The sequence below is a fragment of the Dyella terrae genome (genome assembly GCF_004322705.1).
In the GTDB taxonomy this organism is placed as follows: domain Bacteria; phylum Pseudomonadota; class Gammaproteobacteria; order Xanthomonadales; family Rhodanobacteraceae; genus Dyella_D; species Dyella_D terrae.
Map to the genome: position 1 here is coordinate 460,032 of NZ_SIZZ01000002.1, position 18,857 is coordinate 478,888.

Genomic DNA, 18,857 nt, shown 5'->3' on the forward strand with positions numbered 1-18,857 from the left:
TTCGCGCATTGGTCTGTTTTTTGGTCAGCATACGTGGGCGCATGGTGCCTTTGAGGCCTCCAAACTGGTACGGAACTGGCACGTCTTCGCTATGATTGGGCTCTTGCGCCTTGCCGTCCCCGGGCAAGCGCCACATGCCATCCGCAGGAGACATCATGGCCGACCTGAAAGAAGCCCGCGTACCCGACATCGGACATGACAATGTCCCGGTGATCGAGGTTCTGGTTAAGCCCGGCGACAAGGTTGCCAAAGAGCAGAGCCTGATCACGCTGGAGTCGGACAAGGCCACCATGGAAGTGCCCGCTCCCTTTGCCGGCACGATCAAGGAAATGAAGCTCAAGGTCGGTGACGAAGTCTCCGAAGGCGCCGTGATCGCGATCATCGAGGCCGAAGACGCCGGCGCACCCGCCGCCGCCCCGGCCGCCGCCGCGCCCGCTCCGGCTCCGGCCCCTGCAGCCGCACCAGCGCCCGCATCGACCCCGGCCCGCGCAGCGGAGCCGGCGAAGTCGTCCGGTGGCGGCGTGCGCGAGGCCAAGGTGCCGGACATCAGCGGCAACGAAAACGTGCCGGTGATCGAGGTGCTGGTGAAGGTCGGCGACACCGTCGCCAAGGACCAGGGCCTGATCACGCTCGAGTCGGACAAGGCCACGATGGAAGTGCCGTCGCCCTTCGCCGGCGTCGTCAAGGAACTCAAGGTAAAGCTGGGTGACGAACTCTCCGAAGGCAACGTCATCGCGTTGATCGAAACGACGGACCGTGCTGCCGCTCCGGCACCGGCTCCCGCTGCGGCTGCCGTCGAGGCGCCGAAGGTCGAAGAAAAGCCCGAGCCGATCGGTGGCCGCAGTGTGCTGCCGGGCAATGCGCCGGAAGGCGACGTTGCGCCGACCGCACGCCCGCCGTTCGATTCGCGCATCGTCATGCCGGGCGATGCCCCGTACGCCAGCCCGTCCATCCGCGCTTTCGCGCGCGAGCTGGGCGTGGACATCCAGCAGGTGAAAGGCAGCGGTCGCAGTGGCCGCATCGTGCGTGAAGACGTCGCCGCCTACATCAAGCACGCGCTCGCTTCCGGCGCACGTCCGGTCTCCGGCGGTGCCGCTTCCGGCGGTGTGGGTGGTCTCAACCTGCTGCCGTGGCCCAAGGTCGACTTCGCCAAGTTCGGCGAGATCGAAGAGAAGCCGCTGTCGCGCATCCAGAAGATTTCCGGCGCGAACCTCGCCCGCAACTGGGCGATGATCCCGCACGTCACCCAGCACGAAGACGCTGACATCACCGAGCTGGAAGCTTTCCGCAAGAAGCTCGGCGAGGAAAACAAGGATCTGAAGATCACCCCGCTGGTGTTCCAGATCAAAGCGGTGGTCGCGGCGCTGAAGAAATTCCCGAAGTTCAACGCTTCGCTCGACGAGAGCGGCGAAAAGCTGATCCTCAAGAAGTACTTCCACATCGGCATCGCGGTGGATACGCCCGATGGCCTGGTGGTGCCGGTGATCCGCGATTGCGACAAGAAGGGCCTGCTGGACCTGGCGGTCGAGCTCGGCGAAATCTCCAGGAAGGCGCGCGACAAGAAGCTCGGTCCTGCTGAAATGTCCGGCGGCTGCTTCTCGATCTCCTCGCTCGGCGGCATTGGTGGCACGGCCTTCACACCGATCGTCAACGCACCGGAAGTGGCGATCCTCGGCGTCTCCAAGGCGCAGACCAAGCCGGTGTGGAACGGCAAGGAATTCGCGCCGCGCCTGATGCTGCCGCTGTCGCTGTCGTACGACCACCGCGTCATCGACGGTGCGCTGGCCGCGCGATTTGCTTCGTTCCTCGCGCAGCAGCTGGGCGACATCCGCCGCCTGCTGCTCTGACGACCTCCTTCGCCCTGCGGGGCGAAGGTTGGGGTAGGGCGGGCCCGGCGAACATCGCTGCCCGCCTGCGAACACGCAATTGAAGGATTCCCCATGGCAAGCACCATTGAAATCAAGGTTCCCGACATCGGCGGTCACGACAACGTGCCGGTGATCGAGGTCCTGGTGAACGTCGGCGACACGGTCGCCAAGGAACAGAGCCTGATCACGCTCGAATCGGACAAGGCGACCATGGAGATTCCCTCCACCGCCGCCGGCGTCGTGAAGGAACTGAAGGTCAAGATCGGCGATGAGGTGTCGGAAGGCGCCGTGATCGCCATCGTCGAAGCGGCCGAAAGCGCCGCGAAGCCGGAAGCTGCGAAGGCTGCTGCGCCGGCTCCTGCCGCGGCACCTGCACCCGCACCCGCACCCGCACCCGCACCCGCACCCGCAGCTGCCGCCGCACCGGCGCCGAAGGCCGCGGGCGCGTCCGGCCGCACCGCCGACATCGAATGCAAACTCGTCGTCCTCGGTTCCGGCCCGGGCGGCTATACGGCCGCCTTCCGCGCCGCGGATCTCGGCGTCGACACCGTGCTGGTCGAGCGTTATGCATCGCTTGGCGGCGTCTGCCTCAACGTGGGCTGCATCCCGTCCAAGGCGCTGCTGCACGCCGCTGCCGTGATCGACGAGGCGGAAGCCATGGCAGCGCACGGCGTCAGCTTCGGCAAGCCCAAGCTCGACCTCGACAAGCTGCGCGGTTTCAAAACCAAGGTCGTCGGCCAGCTCACGGGCGGCCTCGCGACGATGTCCAAGCAGCGCAAGGTGCGTAACGTCACCGGCGTCGGCACGTTCGTCTCGCCAAACGAGATGGAAATCGAGACGGCCGAAGGCAAGAAGCTGCTGCGCTTCGAGTACGCCATCATCGCCGCCGGTTCGCAGTCGGTGAAGCTGCCCGCGTTCCCGTGGGACGACGAACGTGTGATGGATTCCACCGGCGCGCTGGAACTGAAGGATGTCCCGGGCAAGTTGCTCGTGGTGGGCGGCGGCATCATCGGCCTGGAAATGGCGACGGTGTATTCCGCACTGGGCAGCGAAGTGACCGTGGTCGAGTTCATGGACCAGATCATTCCGGGTGCCGATGCCGACCTCGTGCGTCCGCTGGCCAAGCGTCTGGGCGGCAAGCTCAAGGGCGTGCACCTGAAGACCAAGGTCGTCGAAGCCAAGGCCACCAAGAAGGGCATCGAAGTCAGCTACGAAGGCGAGAGCATGCCGGACACCAAGCTGTTCGATCGCGTGCTGGTGGCCGTGGGCCGTTCGCCCAATGGCAACAAGATCGGTGCCGACAAGGCGGGCGTCGCGGTGACGGAGCGTGGCTTCATCAACGTCGACACGCAGATGCGCACCAACGTGAAGCACATCTTCGCCATCGGCGACCTCGTCGGCCAGCCGATGCTGGCGCACAAGGCCACGCACGAGGCGCGCGTTGCCGCCGAGGTCGTGTCGGGCATGAAGAGCCATTTCGATGCGCGCGTGATCCCGTCCGTGGCATTCACCGATCCGGAAGTGGCATGGGTGGGCGTGACCGAGCGCGAGGCGAAGGAAAAGGGCCTGAAGATCGGCGTGGGCAAGTTCCCGTGGGCCGCCAGCGGCCGCGCGATCGGCATCGATCGCACCGAAGGCTTCACCAAGCTGATCTTCGACGAGGAAACCCACCGCGTCGTCGGTGGCGCCATCGTCGGCCCCCATGCCGGTGACCTTATCTCCGAAGTCGCCCTGGCGATCGAGATGGGTTCCGAGGCGGCCGATATTGGTTTGACCATCCACCCGCACCCCACGCTGAGCGAATCGGTCGGCATGGCGGCGGAGGCTTACGAAGGCACGATCACCGACCTGTACCTGCCGAAGAAGAAAAAGTAAGCGGCGGTCCCTCGGTTACAGAAACCGGCGCTCTTCGGAGCGCCGGTTTTCTTTTGCGCTTTTGACGCATTGAACGCGTCATGATGGTCCCCCACGTCGAAGGTTTCCCCTCGCAAAGGACACGATCATGACGCTGAAAGTCGTACTCGCAGGCGCGACAGGATGGGCGGGCTCGGAGCTCGCACGCGGTATGGCCGGCACGGACGATATCGAGCTCGTGGGCGCGGTTTCCCGTTCGAAAGCCGGCCAGATCCTTGGCGATGTGCTTGGCGAGGATCGGCTGAAGTCCAGGGTTTACGCCACGGCCGCCGAAGCGCTGGCACAGCCCTGCGACGTTTTCGTGGAATACACCAGGCCCGATTCGGCGAAGGGCAACATCCTGGCCGCGCTCGAGCACGGGGCCCACGTCGTGGTTGGTACGTCCGGCTTGTCCGACGAGGACTATGCGGAGATCGATGCCGTCGCCCGCAGCAAGCAGCGCGGCGTCCTCGCCTGCGGCAACTTCGCACTCACCATGGTGCTGATGCAGAAGTTTGCCGAGATGGCGGCGAAGTACATCCCGAGCTGGGAAATCATCGACTACGCCTACGACGGCAAGCCGGATGCGCCCAGCGGCACCGTGCGCGAACTGGCCGGGCGCCTGGGCAAGGTGCGCGAGGCACAACTGACGATCCCGGTCGACCAGACGCGCGGTGTGCGCGAAACGCGTGGCGCAACGATGGGTGGCGCGCAAGTGCATGCGATACGACTGCCCGGTTTCGTGCTTGGAGCCGAGGTCATTTTCGGCATGGCTGACCAGACCCTCACGCTGCGTCACAACGCCGGGAAAAGTGCCAAGCCTTATGTGGACGGCGCCCTGCTGGCCATCCGCAAGGTGAGTGGCCTGTCCGGTTTGCACCGTGGACTCGACTCCGTTCTGGAGATTTGAATCACGGCGCTTGCGGCACTCAGACGTTTCCCAATCTTCAGCCCGCTGCTTCTGCGGCGGGCCAGATCTCACCGGTCAATCACAACGCTTGATCGAGCTTGAGGTCGTGCAAATCCGCACGAAGAGGGAACGCTCACCATGTTGAGGAAATGCCTGTTTGTCGTCGGTCTCGTGTTGTTGGTTTTCCTTTCCTTCGACGCCGTCGCGAAGAAGGAAGTGACACGCCAGCTGGGCGGTGCTTGCGGCGAAAATGAAGACATCAAGGCGACGTGCGCCGCCGGCCTGCAGTGCTCCTCGGGAACCTGCGCCATGAAGAGCTTTCTCTCGGGTGCAACCGTCGGGTGCAAGGCTGCGCTGGAAAAGAAAGGTTACAAAGGTTACGTCGCGGTGCACGACGGCTTCTGCTATGTCGACAGCCAGTGCCGTGGCCTCTATCGGCAGGTCATCAGCGCCACGCCAGCGGCCAACGCGGTCTTCCGGTCGGACGATGTCACCGAACAAAAGAAAGCGATGGATCAGCTGTCGGAGGAAGACAAATCCCGGCTGATGGCCGCACTCGATACCTGCGACAGCTGCGGCATGTGCGTGGTCGGTCGCGGATTTCTCGGGCGCGGCGGCTACTGACGGTGGTGCCCGCGTAGCGGGCGGGTGGGTCGCCCGCGTAGCGGGCTGTGAACGGTGAACGGAGAAAAGCGGGGTGACCGCGCTCTTACTGTTCACCGTTCACCTGTTCACCGTTCTTCGACGCCGCCCCGCGAGCGGTTGGGTCGCCCGCGCGGCGGGCTGTAAACGGCGAACGGAGAGAAGCGGGTTGTCGCAGCGGCGGCCCTGCTTTTACTGTTCACCGTTTACCTGTTCACCGCTCTTCCTCCCCATCGAACAAATCGGGTTGTGCCGCGAAACTGTCGCGGTCGACGAATCCGGACAGGCCTACGCCAACGAGTCGATAGCGGCTGTCGGCAGGGCGATCGACGCGTTCGCGTAGGGCGCAGGCTATGTCCGCGAGCTCCGTGGCCGAAGCTGGCCGCGTTGATGGTGTGAGGCTGCGCGTCAGTGTCTGGAAATCTCCGGTCTTGAGCTTTAAGACGATGGTGCGGGCGATACGGCCGTGCTCGCTCGCGACTTCTCGTTCATAGGCGGCCCAGGTTTTTCCGGCCAGGTCGCGGATGTGTGGTTCCAGTTCGGCCAGGGTGAGATCCGCTGCGAACGTGTCTTCGGAGGAGATCTGCATGGTGGGGCGATCCGGCTGCACGGCGTGGTCATCGATGCCCAGCGACAGCTCATGCAGGCGTCGTCCCCAGCGTCCGAAGTGTTGCTCCAGCACAGACGCCGGAGCCTGTCGGATATCGCCGACGGTCTGCCAGCCCAGCGTGTGCAGTTTCGACTCCATCACCTTGCCGACGCCGGGAAGCCGGCCGACGGGCAGGGGTTCGAGAAAACCGAGGACATCGCGTGGACGAACGACGAACAAGCCATCGGGTTTGTTCCAGTCCGATGCGATCTTGGCCAGAAATTTGTTGGGCGCCACGCCAGCCGAGGCGGTGAGCTGTGTCTCCTCGCGAATCGCCGCACGGATGGCTTCGGCGGTTGCCGTCGCGGACGCAAGCCCGCTCTTGCTCGCCGTCACATCAAGATACGCCTCGTCCAGTGACAAGGGTTCGATCAGGTCGGTGTGGCGCGCGAAGATCTCGCGCACCTGGCGCGATACCGCCTTGTAGCGTGTGAAATCCGGCGGCACGAAGATCGCCTGCGGGCACAGCCGCTCGGCCCGGATCGCGGGCATCGCCGAGCGAACCCCAAACTTGCGCGCTTCGTAACTGGCGGCGCACACCACCGAGCGCGCGCCCTTCCAGGCCACCACGACCGGCTGGCCGCGCAGCGACGGATCGTCGCGCTGCTCCACGGAGGCGTAGAACGCATCCATGTCGACGTGAAGGATTTTTCGGACAGGGGGCGACACGACAGGGTGTAAGACGATTCAGCAAGATATCTGGGGGCCGGTGCCGATGATGCCTGATCCGCCGCGATGTTTGCCCGATGCTCCACGCGGTCGTCGCGGCCGCTTGTCCGGGGCTGGCCCGTACCCACATCACGGCGACTTGCCGCCGGCCTGTTCATGATCGGTGGCCATACCCCGGTCCCTGGAGTAGCGCATGAAGATCCTGATGGTTCTGACGTCCCACGATCAGCTCGGCAACACGGGCAAGAAAACCGGGTTCTGGCTGGAAGAGTTCGCCGAACCCTATTACACGTTCAAGGACGCGGGTGCCCAGGTCACCCTGGCCTCGCCCAAAGGCGGCCAGCCGCCGATCGACCCCAAGAGCGACGATCCGGACAACCAGAGTGATGCCACGCGGCGGTTCAACAGCGATGACGCGGCGAAGAAGGCGCTGGCGTCGACCTTGCCGCTGGCCGAAGCGGTCAAGCACCAGTACGACGCCGTGTTCTATCCGGGTGGCCACGGGCCGCTGTGGGATCTGGCCGAGGACAAGGACTCGATTCGTCTGATCGAACGTTATTACGCCGCGGGTAAACCGGTGGGCGCCGTCTGCCATGCGCCCGGGGTGCTCCGACACGTCAAGGCGCCGAATGGCGAGTTACTGGTGAAGGGCAAATCCGTCACCGGTTTCAGCAACAGCGAAGAGGATGCAGCCGGTCTGACGCAGGTTGTCCCCTTCCTGGTGGAGGACATGCTCAAGCAGAGCGGCGCCACCTACTCGAAAAAGGCGGACTGGCAGTCGTATGCCATCACCGATGGCAATCTGATCACCGGGCAGAACCCCGCATCGTCCGCTGCCACGGCGAAGGCCGTGCTTGCCGCATTGCGCGGCAGCGAGGCCGTGGACTGAGCCTTCGGCCATGGGGCGCGGCCGCCGCGTGCGCCGCGCCTCACCCCTGACTTCTTTCCCCCTCTACTAAAGCCTGTCTCACAGGTTATCGTCGCTGCATGAGCGACTCCGAAAATTCCCAAAGCTATTTGCGACGTCTCGGTACCTGGGATGCCGCCGCCATTGTCATCGGCGGTGTCATCGGCGGCGGTATTTTCCGCAGCGCCTCCACCGTGGCCGAGCGCACCTCCTCCGGCTGGCAATTGCTGACGCTGTGGGCCGTTGGCGGCCTGCTGACGCTCGCTGGCGTGCTCTGCTATGCGGAGTTGGGTGCGAGACGACCGCAGGCGGGCGGCATCTACATCTACCTGCGCGAAGCCTTCGGAAAGCTCCCGGCCTTCCTGTTCGGCTGGACCATGGCGCTGATCAACTACCCCGGCAGCGTGGCCGCCGTGGCGACAACCTTCGCGGACTATTTCTGCGCCGCTATAGGCCTCGGGCCGATGTGGGTGAAGCCTGCGGCCGCGGGCGCCATCACCTTCATCGTGGGCGTGAACTTTTACGGCATCCGTGCAGGCGCGCGCATGCAGAACCTTTTCACCCTGCTGAAGCTCGGTGCGATCGTGCTCGTGGTCGTCACGGGCCTGGTCCTGGTCCGCGGTCAGCTCGGTGTAGCGCTGGATACCGACGAAACGCATCCGCTGCCGCCCTGGGCCTTCCTCGGCGCCTTGCTGCCGGTGCTGTTCACCTACGGCGGATTCCATTACCTCAATGACCTCGCCGGTGAAGTCAAAGACCCGCAGCGCACGATGCCGCGCGCGCTCGGCCTGGGCCTCGCCGGTGTGGTGATCTGCTATCTGCTGGTCAACCTGGCGTACCTCGCTGGCCTGGGCCATGCCGGTCTGGCCGCCAGCCGTGCGCCGGCGGCGGACCTGCTGCGCCAGTGGCTCGGCGAGCCCGGTGCGCGCTTGATCGCGGTAGGTATTGCCTGCTCAACCTTCGGTTACTGCAGCATTGCCATTGCCGGCGGTGCGCGCGTGCTTCAGACCATGGGCGCCGACGGCATGTTCTTCCGCGCCGTGGGCCGCATCGAATCGCGCACGCGTGCGCCGCAGATCGCGCTCGCGGTGCTGGGCGGCTGGGCCATCGTGCTGGTGCTGTCGGGCAGCTTCGGCCAGTTGCTCAACTACACCACGGTGGGCGAGTGGCTGTTCCATGCCTTCGGCATCGCGACACTGTTCTGGTATCGCCGTCGCTTCGCCGACCAACCGTCGCCGTATCGCGTACCGTTCTATCCGGTGCTGCCTCTGGTCTTCGTGCTGACCGTACTGGGTGTGATCGGAGCGACGACGCTGGATTCGCCTGGCGATGCCGGCATGAGCCTGATGCTCGTGCTGATCGGCGTGCCCGTGTTCTACGCCTGGCGCGCGATACAGCGCCGCAGGGCCCTTTAACGCCCCATCAGGCTGAAGGGCCGGAAAACCGCATCCGCCGGGCATGCGCCAGTCGCTGCCCGCGCTGACATACTGGCCGCTTCCCCGTCACGGGTTGCGAACATGATGCAGCGTTTCGCCACTGGCCTTTGTCTCGCACTGTGTCTGAGCGCGTGCGAGGCGACACCTTCCACGTCGCTGTCCGATCCGAAAGCGACGCTGACCTTGAACGGTGTGCAGCGAGCGGAGCATCCGGACGCGGGCGATGGCTTGCTGCGTTACACCTTCACGCCATCCACCGAACCCAGCATCGTGCTCGAACAGCCGGCGCTGGACGCAAACCGTGGTGCCATCGCCCTGCGCATGCAGAACATGATGGGCTGGGCCGTGACCCTGGTCGTCGACATCCAGGGCAGCCGTCCGGATCAGAAGCTCCATGCCGTGATCGGCGTGCCTGCGGGCCCGGCACAGACGCTGCTCGTGCCGCTTCATCCGACATCGCCTCGTGCCGAAGGCATGCAGGCGGCCCCACCGATGCCTTACGAAAACGCCGGTGAGCGCGAACTCGTGGCGACCACTGTCGAAGGCCAATGGAAGGGCGGTGCCATCGAACGGCTGCGCATCAGCATGCCATCGCCGCAGGCCGCGCAGGTGGTGGCGTTTGGACGTCTGCATGGCGAGCCGGGTGACGCGCTCCGGTCTGCCTACACCGGACTGGTCGATGTCTATGGGCAATACACGCGCGCGACGTGGCCAGAAAAAATCGCTGACGACAAAGCGCTTCGCGAGGGAGCTCGACAGGCGTTGGCTGCGGCTGGCGGGAATCAGGACAAGTACGGCGGAACACTGGCCGGTGCGACGCTCAAGGCGACGGGCTGGTTCCGGACCGAACGGCGGGATGGGCGATGGACGCTCGTGACGCCCGAAGGCCATGCCTTCTTCTCTCTCGGGGTCAATGCCGTCACACCCGATGGCGGGCGCACTTACGTGCAGGGCCGTGAATGGATGTTCCAGGGCTTGCCCGCCGCGAAGGGTGAGTGGACTCCCTTCTATGGCACGGGCGACAACCGCAATGCGGAGGCTTCCTCCACGCAGGGCATTGGCTACAACCACGGCCAATGGTTCGATTTCTACGCCGCCAATCTCCGTCGGATCGATGGCGATGGCTGGCGCAACGCGTGGATGCAACGCACTGCCACGCGGCTGCGTGCATGGGGTTTCAATACCGTCGGCAACTGGAGCGATGACATACTGGCGAAGGGCCAGCACCTGCCATACACCCGCTCGATCAATATCGGCGGTGTCTACGGCAACGTTTCCAGCGGTTACGACTACTGGGGCCGCATGCCCGACCCCTTCGATCCGCGTTTCGTCGCTGCGGCCGAAGCCGCCGTGGCCAACGCGACGAAGGACGTCCGCGACGATCCCTGGCTGCTGGGCTATTTTGCCGATAACGAACTCGCCTGGGCGGGGCAGGGGCCCGATGGTCGATGGGGGCTGGCGCAAGGTACCTTGCGTGGTGAGTCGCGCAGCGACGCCAAGCAGCGCTTCATTGCCGTATTGAAAGCCAAGTACGGCGACGTCGGCAAACTCGCGCAAGCCTGGGGCATGCCTCTCGCCTCATGGGACGCGCTCAACGCGACCGGCTTCCAGATGCCGTCACCGAACGAGGCGCATCCGGCCATCGTCGACGACGCCAGCGCATGGCTGCGCACGTATGCCGACGAATACTTCCGGGTGGTCACGGAAGCACTGCATCGTCACGATCCGCATCACCTCTTCCTGGGAGGTCGCTTCGCCGTCAATACGCCCGAAGCCGTGGCGTCGTGCGCGAAGTACTGCGATGTGATCAGCTTCAACAGTTACACCGACGTACCACAGCATGGGGTCGACACCGCAGCAGCAGGCAAGTTGGGCAAGCCGGTGCTGATCACGGAATTCCACTTCGGCTCGGACGATCGCGGCCCGTTCGGCAAGGGCGTGGTGTCGGTGTGGAACGAACAGCAGCGCGGCGAAGCGTATGCACGCTACGTCGAAGCTGCCGCAAAGGATCCGAGCATCGTGGGCGCACACTGGTTCCAGTACACGGACCAGCCGGTCACCGGGCGCCTGCTGGACGGCGAAAACGCGCACATCGGCCTGGTCGGCATCACCGACATCCCGTTCCAATCGTTTACCGACGCCGTGCGCGCCGCCAATGCGCGCGCACTCGAGCGTTAGCCGACGAGGCTGGTATAGAGACCAAAGCCGACCATCATCACCACGGCCACCGCGAGGCAGGCACTGGTTGGCTTGATGCGACGCGCGTCGATGCGCGGCACCATGCGCCACAGCAGCCAGGCACCCAGCAACATGTTGACGATGATGGCGATGCGCCAGCCGACGCTGTGCATCATGACGGTGGCATCGATGTGACCCTTGGCGCGATAGAACACCACGGCGCCCACGAGTGCATCGATCATCAGCCAGATCAGGCAGGCGAGGTACGTGCGGTTGAACACCACCATGCCGCGCTCCATCCAGCGCAGGATCGCCCACACGATGATGGCGACGAACAGCGCGCCGATACTGCTGTAAAGCACCCACCAAAGCAGACCGCTGACAAGGACGAGAAAAGTGTTCATGCGCGCGTTCCCAGACCCAGGCGGCGCAGGAGCTTGTCCATGAGCCAGGCCGGGCCGATCAGCAGGTAAATAAGATCGGTGAAGAAGCTGGGGCGACGGCCTTCGAACAAGTGCCCGACGAACTGGCCGATCCACGCCACCACGAACACGCCCAGCGCGTACCAGCGAAGCGTGACGGGGCCCAGGTGTTCAAAGGCGACGTGCGAGATGAGGGCCATGATCGCGAAGACCACCAGCAAACCCAGCCCAATCGCGCGCGATTGCTTGTAGTAGCCGTAGAAGGCAATGACCAGCAGGCCGACCGCCCAGAAGCCCGGCTTGGCAAAGCTGGGCGGCACCGGCACGGTCCACAGCGCGGCGATGATGCACCACACGATCAGCGGCACGCAGATCCAGTGCAGCGCCTGGTTGATCGGGTTGCGGTGGTCGCCCGCATAGCTTTCGAGCCAGTCGGCCAGGCTGCGCTGGGAAGTGTCGTCGCTCATCAATGCGCACTCGTGCGGGAAAAGAGATTCAGTACCAGGACGCCGGCCACGATCAGGCCGATGCCCACCAGGGCCGGTGCGTCGAGTTTCTGCTTGAACACCACCAGCCCGATCAGTGCGATCAGCGCCGTGCCGACGCCCGACCACACCGCATAGGCGATGCCGACGGGCATGTGGCGCAAGGTGAGGCTCAGTGCATAAAAGGCCACGCTGTACCCGACGATCACGATGACGCTCGGCCAAAGGCGCGAGAAGCCCTCGGAGGACTTCAGCGCGCTGGTGGCGATCACCTCCGCGACGATCGCCAGGGCCAGCGTTGCCCAGGCACTCACGTCAGCGTGATGCCGGCGAGGCGCTGCAGCGCTTCGGCGTACTTGGCCGAGGTGCCCGCGATGACGTTGGCGGGGACGTTCGGGCCCGGCGCCTTCTTGTTCCAGTCCAGCGTTTCCAGGTAGTCGCGCACGAACTGCTTGTCGTAGCTCGGCGGGCTGATGCCAACGCGGTATTCGTCGGCCGGCCAGAAGCGCGAGGAATCGGGGGTGAGCATTTCGTCCATCACGTAGAGCTTGCCGTCTTCGTCCGTACCGAACTCGAACTTGGTGTCGGCGATGATGATGCCGCGCTCGGCGGCGTAGGCGGCCGCCCACTTGTAGATGGACAGCGTGGCCTCGCGCACCTGATTGGCCAGGTCGGTGCCGACGGCTGCCACGACAGCGTCGAAGCTGACGTTTTCATCGTGATCGCCCACAGCGGCCTTGGTCGACGGCGTAAAGATCGGTTCGGGCAATTGCTGCGCCTGCTGCAGGCCGGCGGGCAGCTGGATGCCGCACAGCGAGCCCGTTGCCTGGTAATCCTTCCAGCCGGAGCCGATCAGGTAACCGCGCGCGATGGCTTCCACCGGTACCGGCTTCAGGCGACGCGTCACCACCGCGCGCTTTTCGTACAGCGCCAGGTCGGTGCCGGCCGGGAGCACCTCCGACAGCGGCGTGTGCAGCAGATGGTTCGGCACCAGGTGTTCCGTCTTGCCGAACCAGAAGTTGGAGATCTGGGTGAGCATTTCACCTTTGCCCGGGATCGGGTCCGGCAGCACCACGTCGAAGGCCGACAGCCGGTCCGTCGCCACGATCAGCAGGCGGTTGCCCGGCAGCGCGTACACGTCGCGCACCTTGCCGCGATGGATCAGGTCCAGGCCGGGAAGGTTCGATTGCAGCAAAGTGGTGGGCACGGCGGGCTCCTGGGCGCGGGGAAGGGGCTATTGTAGCGGCGGGTCGGGGCGCGGCGAAAAACGTCAGCCTATCGACAAGACCCCTGCTGCTAGAATCGACGCTTTCACCCTCGATTCGCGCCATGCGCTTTTTCCTGACTGCGGTTTTCCTGCTCGCCACCCCATCGTTCGCCATGGCAGCACCGGCCACCAAGCCGGCGCGCCTGGGCCTGTGCGCGGCATGCCACGGGGAAACCGGCGCGGCGCAGATTCCCGGGGCGCCCAACCTGGCGGGACAGAAGCGCGATTACCTGCGCGAGGCGTTGCGCCAGTACAAAGACGGCCGCCGCAAGATTCCGGTCATGCAGGCCGCCATCGGGCCGGTCAGCGAGGCTGACCTGGACGAGCTGGCGACGTGGTACAGCGAGCAGACCCCGGTCAAGGCCACGCCATGAACATCTCGTGGACCCTGCTGCTGGCCTTCCTCGGGCTGATCTTCGGGCACGGCATCCCCGGCGCCATTGTCGGCGGCATCGCCGGCTTCATCATCGATAGCCTCAAGCAGAACCAGCGTCGGCGGGCGACGCCCGAAGCCGGCGGCTACATCGGGCCGTTGTTTGCCCTGCTGGGCGCGGTGGCCAAATCCGATGGCCGCGTCTCTGAAGCAGAAATCGCGGTGGCCGAGCGCCTGATGACGCGCATGGGCCTGGACGCCGAGCAGCGCAAGCAGGCCATCAGCAGCTTCAATGCCGGCAAGCAGCCGGAATTCGACGTCACGCCGGCGATCAATGGCCTGCGCCAGTGGGTGGGCATGCGCCGCGACCACGCCTTCCCGGTGCTGGACGTGGTGATCGAAACCGTCATCGCCGAGGGCAATCCGCCGCCTGAAAAAATGGCCATCCTGCGCCAGCTCGCCTTTGCGCTGCGCGTCAGCGACATGGAGCTGATGGCGCTGATGGCCATGAAGGGTTACGCCTGGAATGCCGGCGCGGGCGGCAACTACCGCGGCCCGGGGCAGGGTCACGGCGGCGGTTACGTGCCGCCCCAGCGCAACACCAACGGTCCCGATCCCTACACGGTTCTGGGCATCGACCGCAGCGCCGACGACCGTGCGATCAAGCGTGCCTACCGCAAGCTGATTTCCGAGCACCATCCGGATCGCCTGGGCGACCTGCCGGAGGAAATGCGCAAGCGCGCCGAAGCCCGCGCCAGTGAAATCAACGCCGCCTACGAGCGCATCAAGGCCGAGCGCGGCTTCAAGTAGTGCGCCGGCGGCCCGTTTTCACGGGCGCCCGGTCCGCTCGCGTGAGAAACTAGCGGCTTCGCGTGGGGACGACCCGGGCATGTCCCTGGCCGCCGCCCGCCACCGCTCATTCCTCACTCCCGACGGCTCCCATGACCCCGATCATCGCCCCCTCCATCTTGTCCGCCGATTTCGCCCGCCTGGGCGAAAACACTGCCAAGGTCCTGGCCGATGGCGCCGACTGGGTGCATTTCGACGTGATGGACAACCATTACGTGCCCAACCTGACCATTGGCCCCATGGTCCTGAAGGCGCTGCGCGATTACGGCATCACCGCGCCGATCGACGTGCACCTGATGGTCAAGCCGGTGGACCGCATCATCCCGGACTTCGCCAAGGCTGGCGCCAGCGTGATCAGCTTCCATCCGGAGGCCAGCGAGCACGTCGACCGCACCATCGGCCTGATCAAGGACTCGGGCTGCCAGGCCGGCCTGGTCTTCAATCCGGCCACGCCGCTCAGCTGGCTCGACCATGTGATCGACAAGCTGGACCTGGTGCTGATCATGTCGGTGAACCCCGGTTTCGGCGGCCAGAAGTTCATCCCGGGTGCGCTGGACAAGCTGCGCGAGGTGCGCCGGCGCATCGATGAGACCGGTCGCGACATCCGCCTGGAGATCGACGGCGGCGTGACGGCGGACAATATCGGCCAGATCGCGGCTGCGGGCGCAGATACCTTCGTGGCCGGCTCGGCCATCTTCAATGCCCCGGACTACAAGGCCGTCATCGACGCGATGCGTCGCCAAATCGGCTGAGCGGGCCGGTCATCGGGCATAAAAATCCCGGCGCAGGGGTGGCGCCGGGATAAGGACGTCGGAACGACGTTTTTCAGAGGAGACCACGTTGGCAACCGTCCAACGCTCCTGCAGGTCCACGGCAATGGATCTGGATGGTTGCCGTAAGTTCTGACCGGGGTTTTCCCGAAAGGTTCCCTGACATGGCCCGTAAGGCGCAGGGAAATTCGCTAATGGTCGCCCGCAGGCTGAGACGCGCCATGCATGGCAGCTCGTCACCGGCCCGCACGGTCGAATCGGCAGGCCGCGACCAAAAAAAGCCCCGCAAGAAGCGGGGCAGCAATCATCATCCACGGTCGGGAACCACCAACAGAAACGGATCGGGGGAGCCTGGCTGGCGCCCCGGGCGGCCGTGGTCCTTCCATGGTCCGACGGCCGCCCACCTTGCCTTCCACGGCAGGAGGGCTTAGTGCTCTGGCGACAGGCTCAGTGCAGGCTCATGACGAGCCCGAGGATCAGCGCGCCGACGGCCAGGACGACGCGCAGCGGTTCGAAGCTGCGAAGTTCGGCGTTGGGATCGGGTTTGGCGATATCGGGGTGGCTCATGATCGTGCGTCTGAGTGGCGTTGGTGCCTATAAGGCGCCCGGTGTCGGCACGACTGACGGCGGACAACGGGCGCGCACGAGGCGGTATCTGACAAAACGCGGGCAAAGCCTCACAGTGGCTTGCGCGTCCGCCGGGGGAAATGCACGCTGCGCACCATCGAACGCAGGAACCAGCCATGGGCCGCAGCATTGCCATTGTCGAAGACGAACCCCTCATCCGCGCCAACTACGTCGAAGCCCTGAACCGCTTCGGCTATGACACCCGCGGCTACGGCTCGCGCCACGATGCATCCACGGCCTTTGCCATGCGCCTGCCTGAACTGGTGATCATCGACATCGGCCTTGGCGACGAACCCGAAGGCGGCTTCGATCTCTGCCGTGAACTTCGCGCGCGATCCGCGACCTTGCCGATCATCTTCCTGACCGCGCGCGACTCCGATTTCGATGTGATCTCCGGCCTGCGCCTCGGTGCCGACGATTACCTGAGCAAGGACACCAGCCTGCACCAGCTGGCCGCGCGCATCGCTGCCCTGTTCCGCCGCATCGAATCCCTCAAGGCGCCGGCATCGAGTGAGACCGTGATCGAACACGGCCCGCTGAAGCTCGAGTCCGAACGCATGCGCATCACGTGGAATGGCGAGGAAATTCCGCTGACCGTCACCGAGTTCTGGATGGTCCACACCCTGGTCCGCTTCCCTGGCCACGTGAAGAACCGCGATCAGTTGATGCGCGAGGCAGAGCTGGTCGTCGACGACGCCACCATCACGTCGCACATCAAGCGCATCCGCAAGAAGTTCATCGCCGTCGCCCCCGAATTCGATGGGATCGAGACGGTGCATGGCGTGGGTTACCGCTGGCGCCCCTGATGCGGTCGTGACGTCCGGCGCGCGGCGGGCATTCGCCATCCCGCCGCAAGCTGCCAGAATGCGCCATCGCCGCAACATCATCGCTCCATCATGACTCTCCGTCGCAAGCTCCTCCTTGTCGCCCTGTGCACCCTGGCGTTGCCGGTGGCCGGGTGGCTGTACGTGCGGCAGATGGAGATGCTGCTGCGCGAAGGCCAGGCGCAGGCGCTGGAGGCGTCCGCGCGGGCCATGGCGCGCAGCCTCGTTGTCACGCATGCGCCGCTGCCGCAGGGCGGAGGCGCGTGGTTTGTCCAGGAAACGCCCAACCCCATCACCATCGACGGTTATGGCGACGACTGGGCGCCGATGACGCCGTGGTCGCAGCCGCTGGGCGCGCGCGGCAAGCTGATGCTGGCGGAGGATGGCAACTGGCTCTACTTCTACGTCGACGTGCGCGCTACGCATCGCGTCCGCGCCGACGCCGGAGACGCCAACGTCATGGCGGCGGACTACGTGGTGCTGGGTTTGCAGGTTGGCGAACAACAGCGACGGTATCTCCTTGCCAGCGCCGCACCCGGTCCCGTGTCGGCGCGGCCGCTGGATCCCCCGGCGCCGGGATTTCCCGACCTGCTGGTCGCGCAGTGGCAAGAGGACGGCAGCGGATATCGCGTCGAGGGGCGCCTGCCGCGCAAGCTCGGCATCGATGCGATCGACGTGGCCGTGCACGATGCGGGCAGCGTCGACGAACCCATCGCCAGCTGGCGCCCGTTGTTGCGTTACTCGCCCCAGTTGTCCGACGAGCTGGCGCAGCTGCTCACTGAGCACGTGCGTGCGCGGGTTCTGTCGCCCGATGGTTGGGTGGTGGCGCGCAGCGGGCATCTGAATGCGCCGGTGGCAGAAGCCAGCGATCAACCCGGCTGGTTCGCTTCCCTGGTCTATCGATCGCTGCTGGCCAACCCGCTGGAGGATGCGCAGCCCTGGGCCGATGAAGCGCCGCGCATGAACCTGGCTGACGTGCACACGGCAGGCGGGGGTGGCGCGACCGCCCTGTGGCGGCAGGGTGAAACGCGCGGCAGCGTCGTGCTTGCAGTCGCCGTGCCGTTGGGTGGCGACGCCAAAGACGGCGTGCTTCTGCTGGAGCAGGCCAGTCGTGCCGTGCCCTTGCTCGCCAACCGGGCCCTGTTCGGATTGCTGATGACCAGCTTCGGCGTCCTGCTTGTCGCCGGTCTGATCCTGCTGACTTTCGCCACGCGTTTGAGCGTGCGCCTGTCGCGCTTGCGCGATGCCGCCGAACGCGCGCAGGCCAACGATGGACGTCTGGACGGCCAAATCCTGTTTGATCGTTTCCCGATGACGGATGCGCCCGACGAAATCGGCGATCTGGCGCGCAGCTTCGAGCGCCTGCTTGATGTGGTCGGCGGATACACCGACTACTTGCGCACGCTCGCTTCCAAGTTGTCGCACGAACTCAATACGCCGCTCGCCATCGTCAAGTCGTCGCTGGACAACCTCGAGCATGCCGCCTTGCCGCCCGATGCGGCGCCCTACCTGGCGCGGGCGCGCGATGGCGTGGCGCGCCTCGGGCAGCTCGTCCGTGCGATGAGCGAGGCCAGCCGCATGGAGCGCGCGATCGCGGCGGCCGAGCCGGAGGATGTCGATCTGGGCGAGGTGGTGCGCGGTTGCGCGGACGCCTATCGCCCGCTGGCTGGCATGCGTGAGTTGACGTGCCAGCTGCCGGGCTCGCCGCTGATCCTGCATTGCGCGCCCGAACTCATCGCGCAGGCGCTGGACAAGCTGTTCGACAACGCCTTGTCATTCACGCCGGAACACGGCTGGATTCGCCTGAGCCTGCGCGCGCTGGACGACGGCGCCGAGATCGAGCTTTCCAACCAGGGTGCACCGCTGCCGGCCGCCATGCAGGGGCGCCTGTTCGATTCGCTGGTGAGCCTGCGCGACAAAGCCACGCCGGGTGATGCGCCCCACCTGGGCCTGGGCCTTTACGTGGTGCGCCTGGTGGCCGAACGCCACCAGGGCCAGGCGATGGCACACAACCTGGCCGATGGCAGCGGCGTGGCGTTCGTCTTGCGACTGCACGGCATGCCCAGGCAGCGCCTGGGCATCTGATCG

Annotated in this window: 17 protein-coding genes; 12 read left to right on the forward strand and 5 right to left on the reverse strand. The window is 65.4% G+C overall.

The window, feature by feature from the left end:
• Positions 1-155 precede the first annotated feature (155 nt).
• The 4 genes from aceF to EYV96_RS12915 all read left to right on the forward strand — a co-directional run bounded on the left by aceF (position 156) and on the right by EYV96_RS12915 (position 5,295).
• The gene (gene aceF / locus EYV96_RS12900; protein ID WP_131151951.1) at positions 156-1,847 is read left to right on the forward strand and encodes a dihydrolipoyllysine-residue acetyltransferase; all 1,692 of its coding nucleotides are present in this window, start codon (positions 156-158) and stop codon (positions 1,845-1,847) included.
• 93 nt (positions 1,848-1,940) lie between these two features.
• Positions 1,941-3,743 (forward strand): dihydrolipoyl dehydrogenase, encoded by a 1,803-nt coding sequence (lpdA, locus tag EYV96_RS12905; RefSeq protein ID WP_131151952.1) that lies wholly within the window; start codon positions 1,941-1,943, stop codon positions 3,741-3,743.
• Positions 3,744-3,870: 127 nt separating this feature from the next.
• The gene (gene dapB / locus EYV96_RS12910; protein WP_131151953.1) at positions 3,871-4,671 is read left to right on the forward strand and encodes a 4-hydroxy-tetrahydrodipicolinate reductase; all 801 of its coding nucleotides are present in this window, start codon (positions 3,871-3,873) and stop codon (positions 4,669-4,671) included.
• A gap of 138 nt (positions 4,672-4,809) precedes the next feature.
• Positions 4,810-5,295: a hypothetical protein gene (locus EYV96_RS12915; protein ID WP_131151954.1), complete on the forward strand. Its 486-nt coding sequence runs from the start codon at positions 4,810-4,812 to the stop codon at positions 5,293-5,295.
• 232 nt (positions 5,296-5,527) lie between these two features.
• Here the strand turns inward: EYV96_RS12915 and dinB are convergent, their stop codons facing one another.
• Positions 5,528-6,631 (reverse strand): DNA polymerase IV, encoded by a 1,104-nt coding sequence (gene dinB, locus EYV96_RS12920; RefSeq protein WP_131151955.1) that lies wholly within the window; start codon positions 6,629-6,631, stop codon positions 5,528-5,530.
• Between the two features lie 193 nt (positions 6,632-6,824).
• On the opposite strand from dinB, the gene EYV96_RS12925 reads away from it, so the two are divergent.
• From EYV96_RS12925 to EYV96_RS12935, 3 genes are all read left to right on the forward strand, one after another.
• Positions 6,825-7,520 carry a type 1 glutamine amidotransferase domain-containing protein gene (locus EYV96_RS12925; protein WP_131151956.1) on the forward strand — a complete coding sequence of 232 codons (696 nt, stop codon included), beginning with the start codon at positions 6,825-6,827 and terminating at the stop codon, positions 7,518-7,520.
• Positions 7,521-7,618: 98 nt separating this feature from the next.
• A complete protein-coding gene (locus EYV96_RS12930) occupies positions 7,619-8,953 on the forward strand; it encodes an APC family permease (protein WP_131151957.1) in 1,335 nt (444 codons plus the stop codon).
• A gap of 102 nt (positions 8,954-9,055) precedes the next feature.
• The gene (locus tag EYV96_RS12935; RefSeq protein WP_338068497.1) at positions 9,056-11,152 is read left to right on the forward strand and encodes a beta-agarase; all 2,097 of its coding nucleotides are present in this window, start codon (positions 9,056-9,058) and stop codon (positions 11,150-11,152) included.
• Here EYV96_RS12935 and EYV96_RS12940 read toward each other — a convergent pair.
• The 4 genes from EYV96_RS12940 to EYV96_RS12955 are packed head-to-tail and all read right to left on the reverse strand — an operon-like array spanning position 11,149 to position 13,266.
• Positions 11,149-11,556 carry a hypothetical protein gene (locus EYV96_RS12940; RefSeq protein ID WP_131151958.1) on the reverse strand — a complete coding sequence of 136 codons (408 nt, stop codon included), beginning with the start codon at positions 11,554-11,556 and terminating at the stop codon, positions 11,149-11,151. The genes EYV96_RS12935 and EYV96_RS12940 overlap by 4 nt on opposite strands.
• Positions 11,553-12,041 carry an Mpo1 family 2-hydroxy fatty acid dioxygenase gene (locus EYV96_RS12945; protein ID WP_131151959.1) on the reverse strand — a complete coding sequence of 163 codons (489 nt, stop codon included), beginning with the start codon at positions 12,039-12,041 and terminating at the stop codon, positions 11,553-11,555. Before EYV96_RS12945 ends, EYV96_RS12940 begins: the two co-directional genes overlap by 4 nt.
• Positions 12,041-12,373: an SMR family transporter gene (locus EYV96_RS12950; protein ID WP_131151960.1), complete on the reverse strand. Its 333-nt coding sequence runs from the start codon at positions 12,371-12,373 to the stop codon at positions 12,041-12,043. Before EYV96_RS12950 ends, EYV96_RS12945 begins: the two co-directional genes overlap by 1 nt.
• Complete coding sequence (locus EYV96_RS12955; protein ID WP_131151961.1) at positions 12,370-13,266, reverse strand: phosphoribosylaminoimidazolesuccinocarboxamide synthase; 897 nt, start codon at positions 13,264-13,266, stop codon at positions 12,370-12,372. The genes EYV96_RS12950 and EYV96_RS12955 overlap by 4 nt, the downstream gene beginning before the upstream one ends.
• Positions 13,267-13,388: 122 nt before the next feature.
• Here EYV96_RS12955 and EYV96_RS12960 point away from each other — a divergent pair, with 122 nt between their 5' ends.
• From EYV96_RS12960 to EYV96_RS12980, 5 genes are all read left to right on the forward strand, one after another.
• A complete protein-coding gene (locus EYV96_RS12960) occupies positions 13,389-13,700 on the forward strand; it encodes a c-type cytochrome (RefSeq protein WP_131151962.1) in 312 nt (103 codons plus the stop codon).
• Positions 13,697-14,509 (forward strand): co-chaperone DjlA, encoded by an 813-nt coding sequence (djlA, locus tag EYV96_RS12965; RefSeq protein ID WP_131151963.1) that lies wholly within the window; start codon positions 13,697-13,699, stop codon positions 14,507-14,509. The genes EYV96_RS12960 and djlA overlap by 4 nt, the downstream gene beginning before the upstream one ends.
• A gap of 131 nt (positions 14,510-14,640) precedes the next feature.
• Entirely contained in the window at positions 14,641-15,300 is a 660-nt protein-coding gene (gene rpe / locus EYV96_RS12970; protein WP_131151964.1) for a ribulose-phosphate 3-epimerase, read from the forward strand.
• 761 nt (positions 15,301-16,061) lie between these two features.
• Positions 16,062-16,751: a proteobacterial dedicated sortase system response regulator gene (pdsR, locus tag EYV96_RS12975; RefSeq protein WP_131151965.1), complete on the forward strand. Its 690-nt coding sequence runs from the start codon at positions 16,062-16,064 to the stop codon at positions 16,749-16,751.
• Between the two features lie 90 nt (positions 16,752-16,841).
• The gene (locus tag EYV96_RS12980; RefSeq protein ID WP_131151966.1) at positions 16,842-18,854 is read left to right on the forward strand and encodes an ATP-binding protein; all 2,013 of its coding nucleotides are present in this window, start codon (positions 16,842-16,844) and stop codon (positions 18,852-18,854) included.
• The last annotated feature ends 3 nt before the right edge of the window (positions 18,855-18,857 follow it).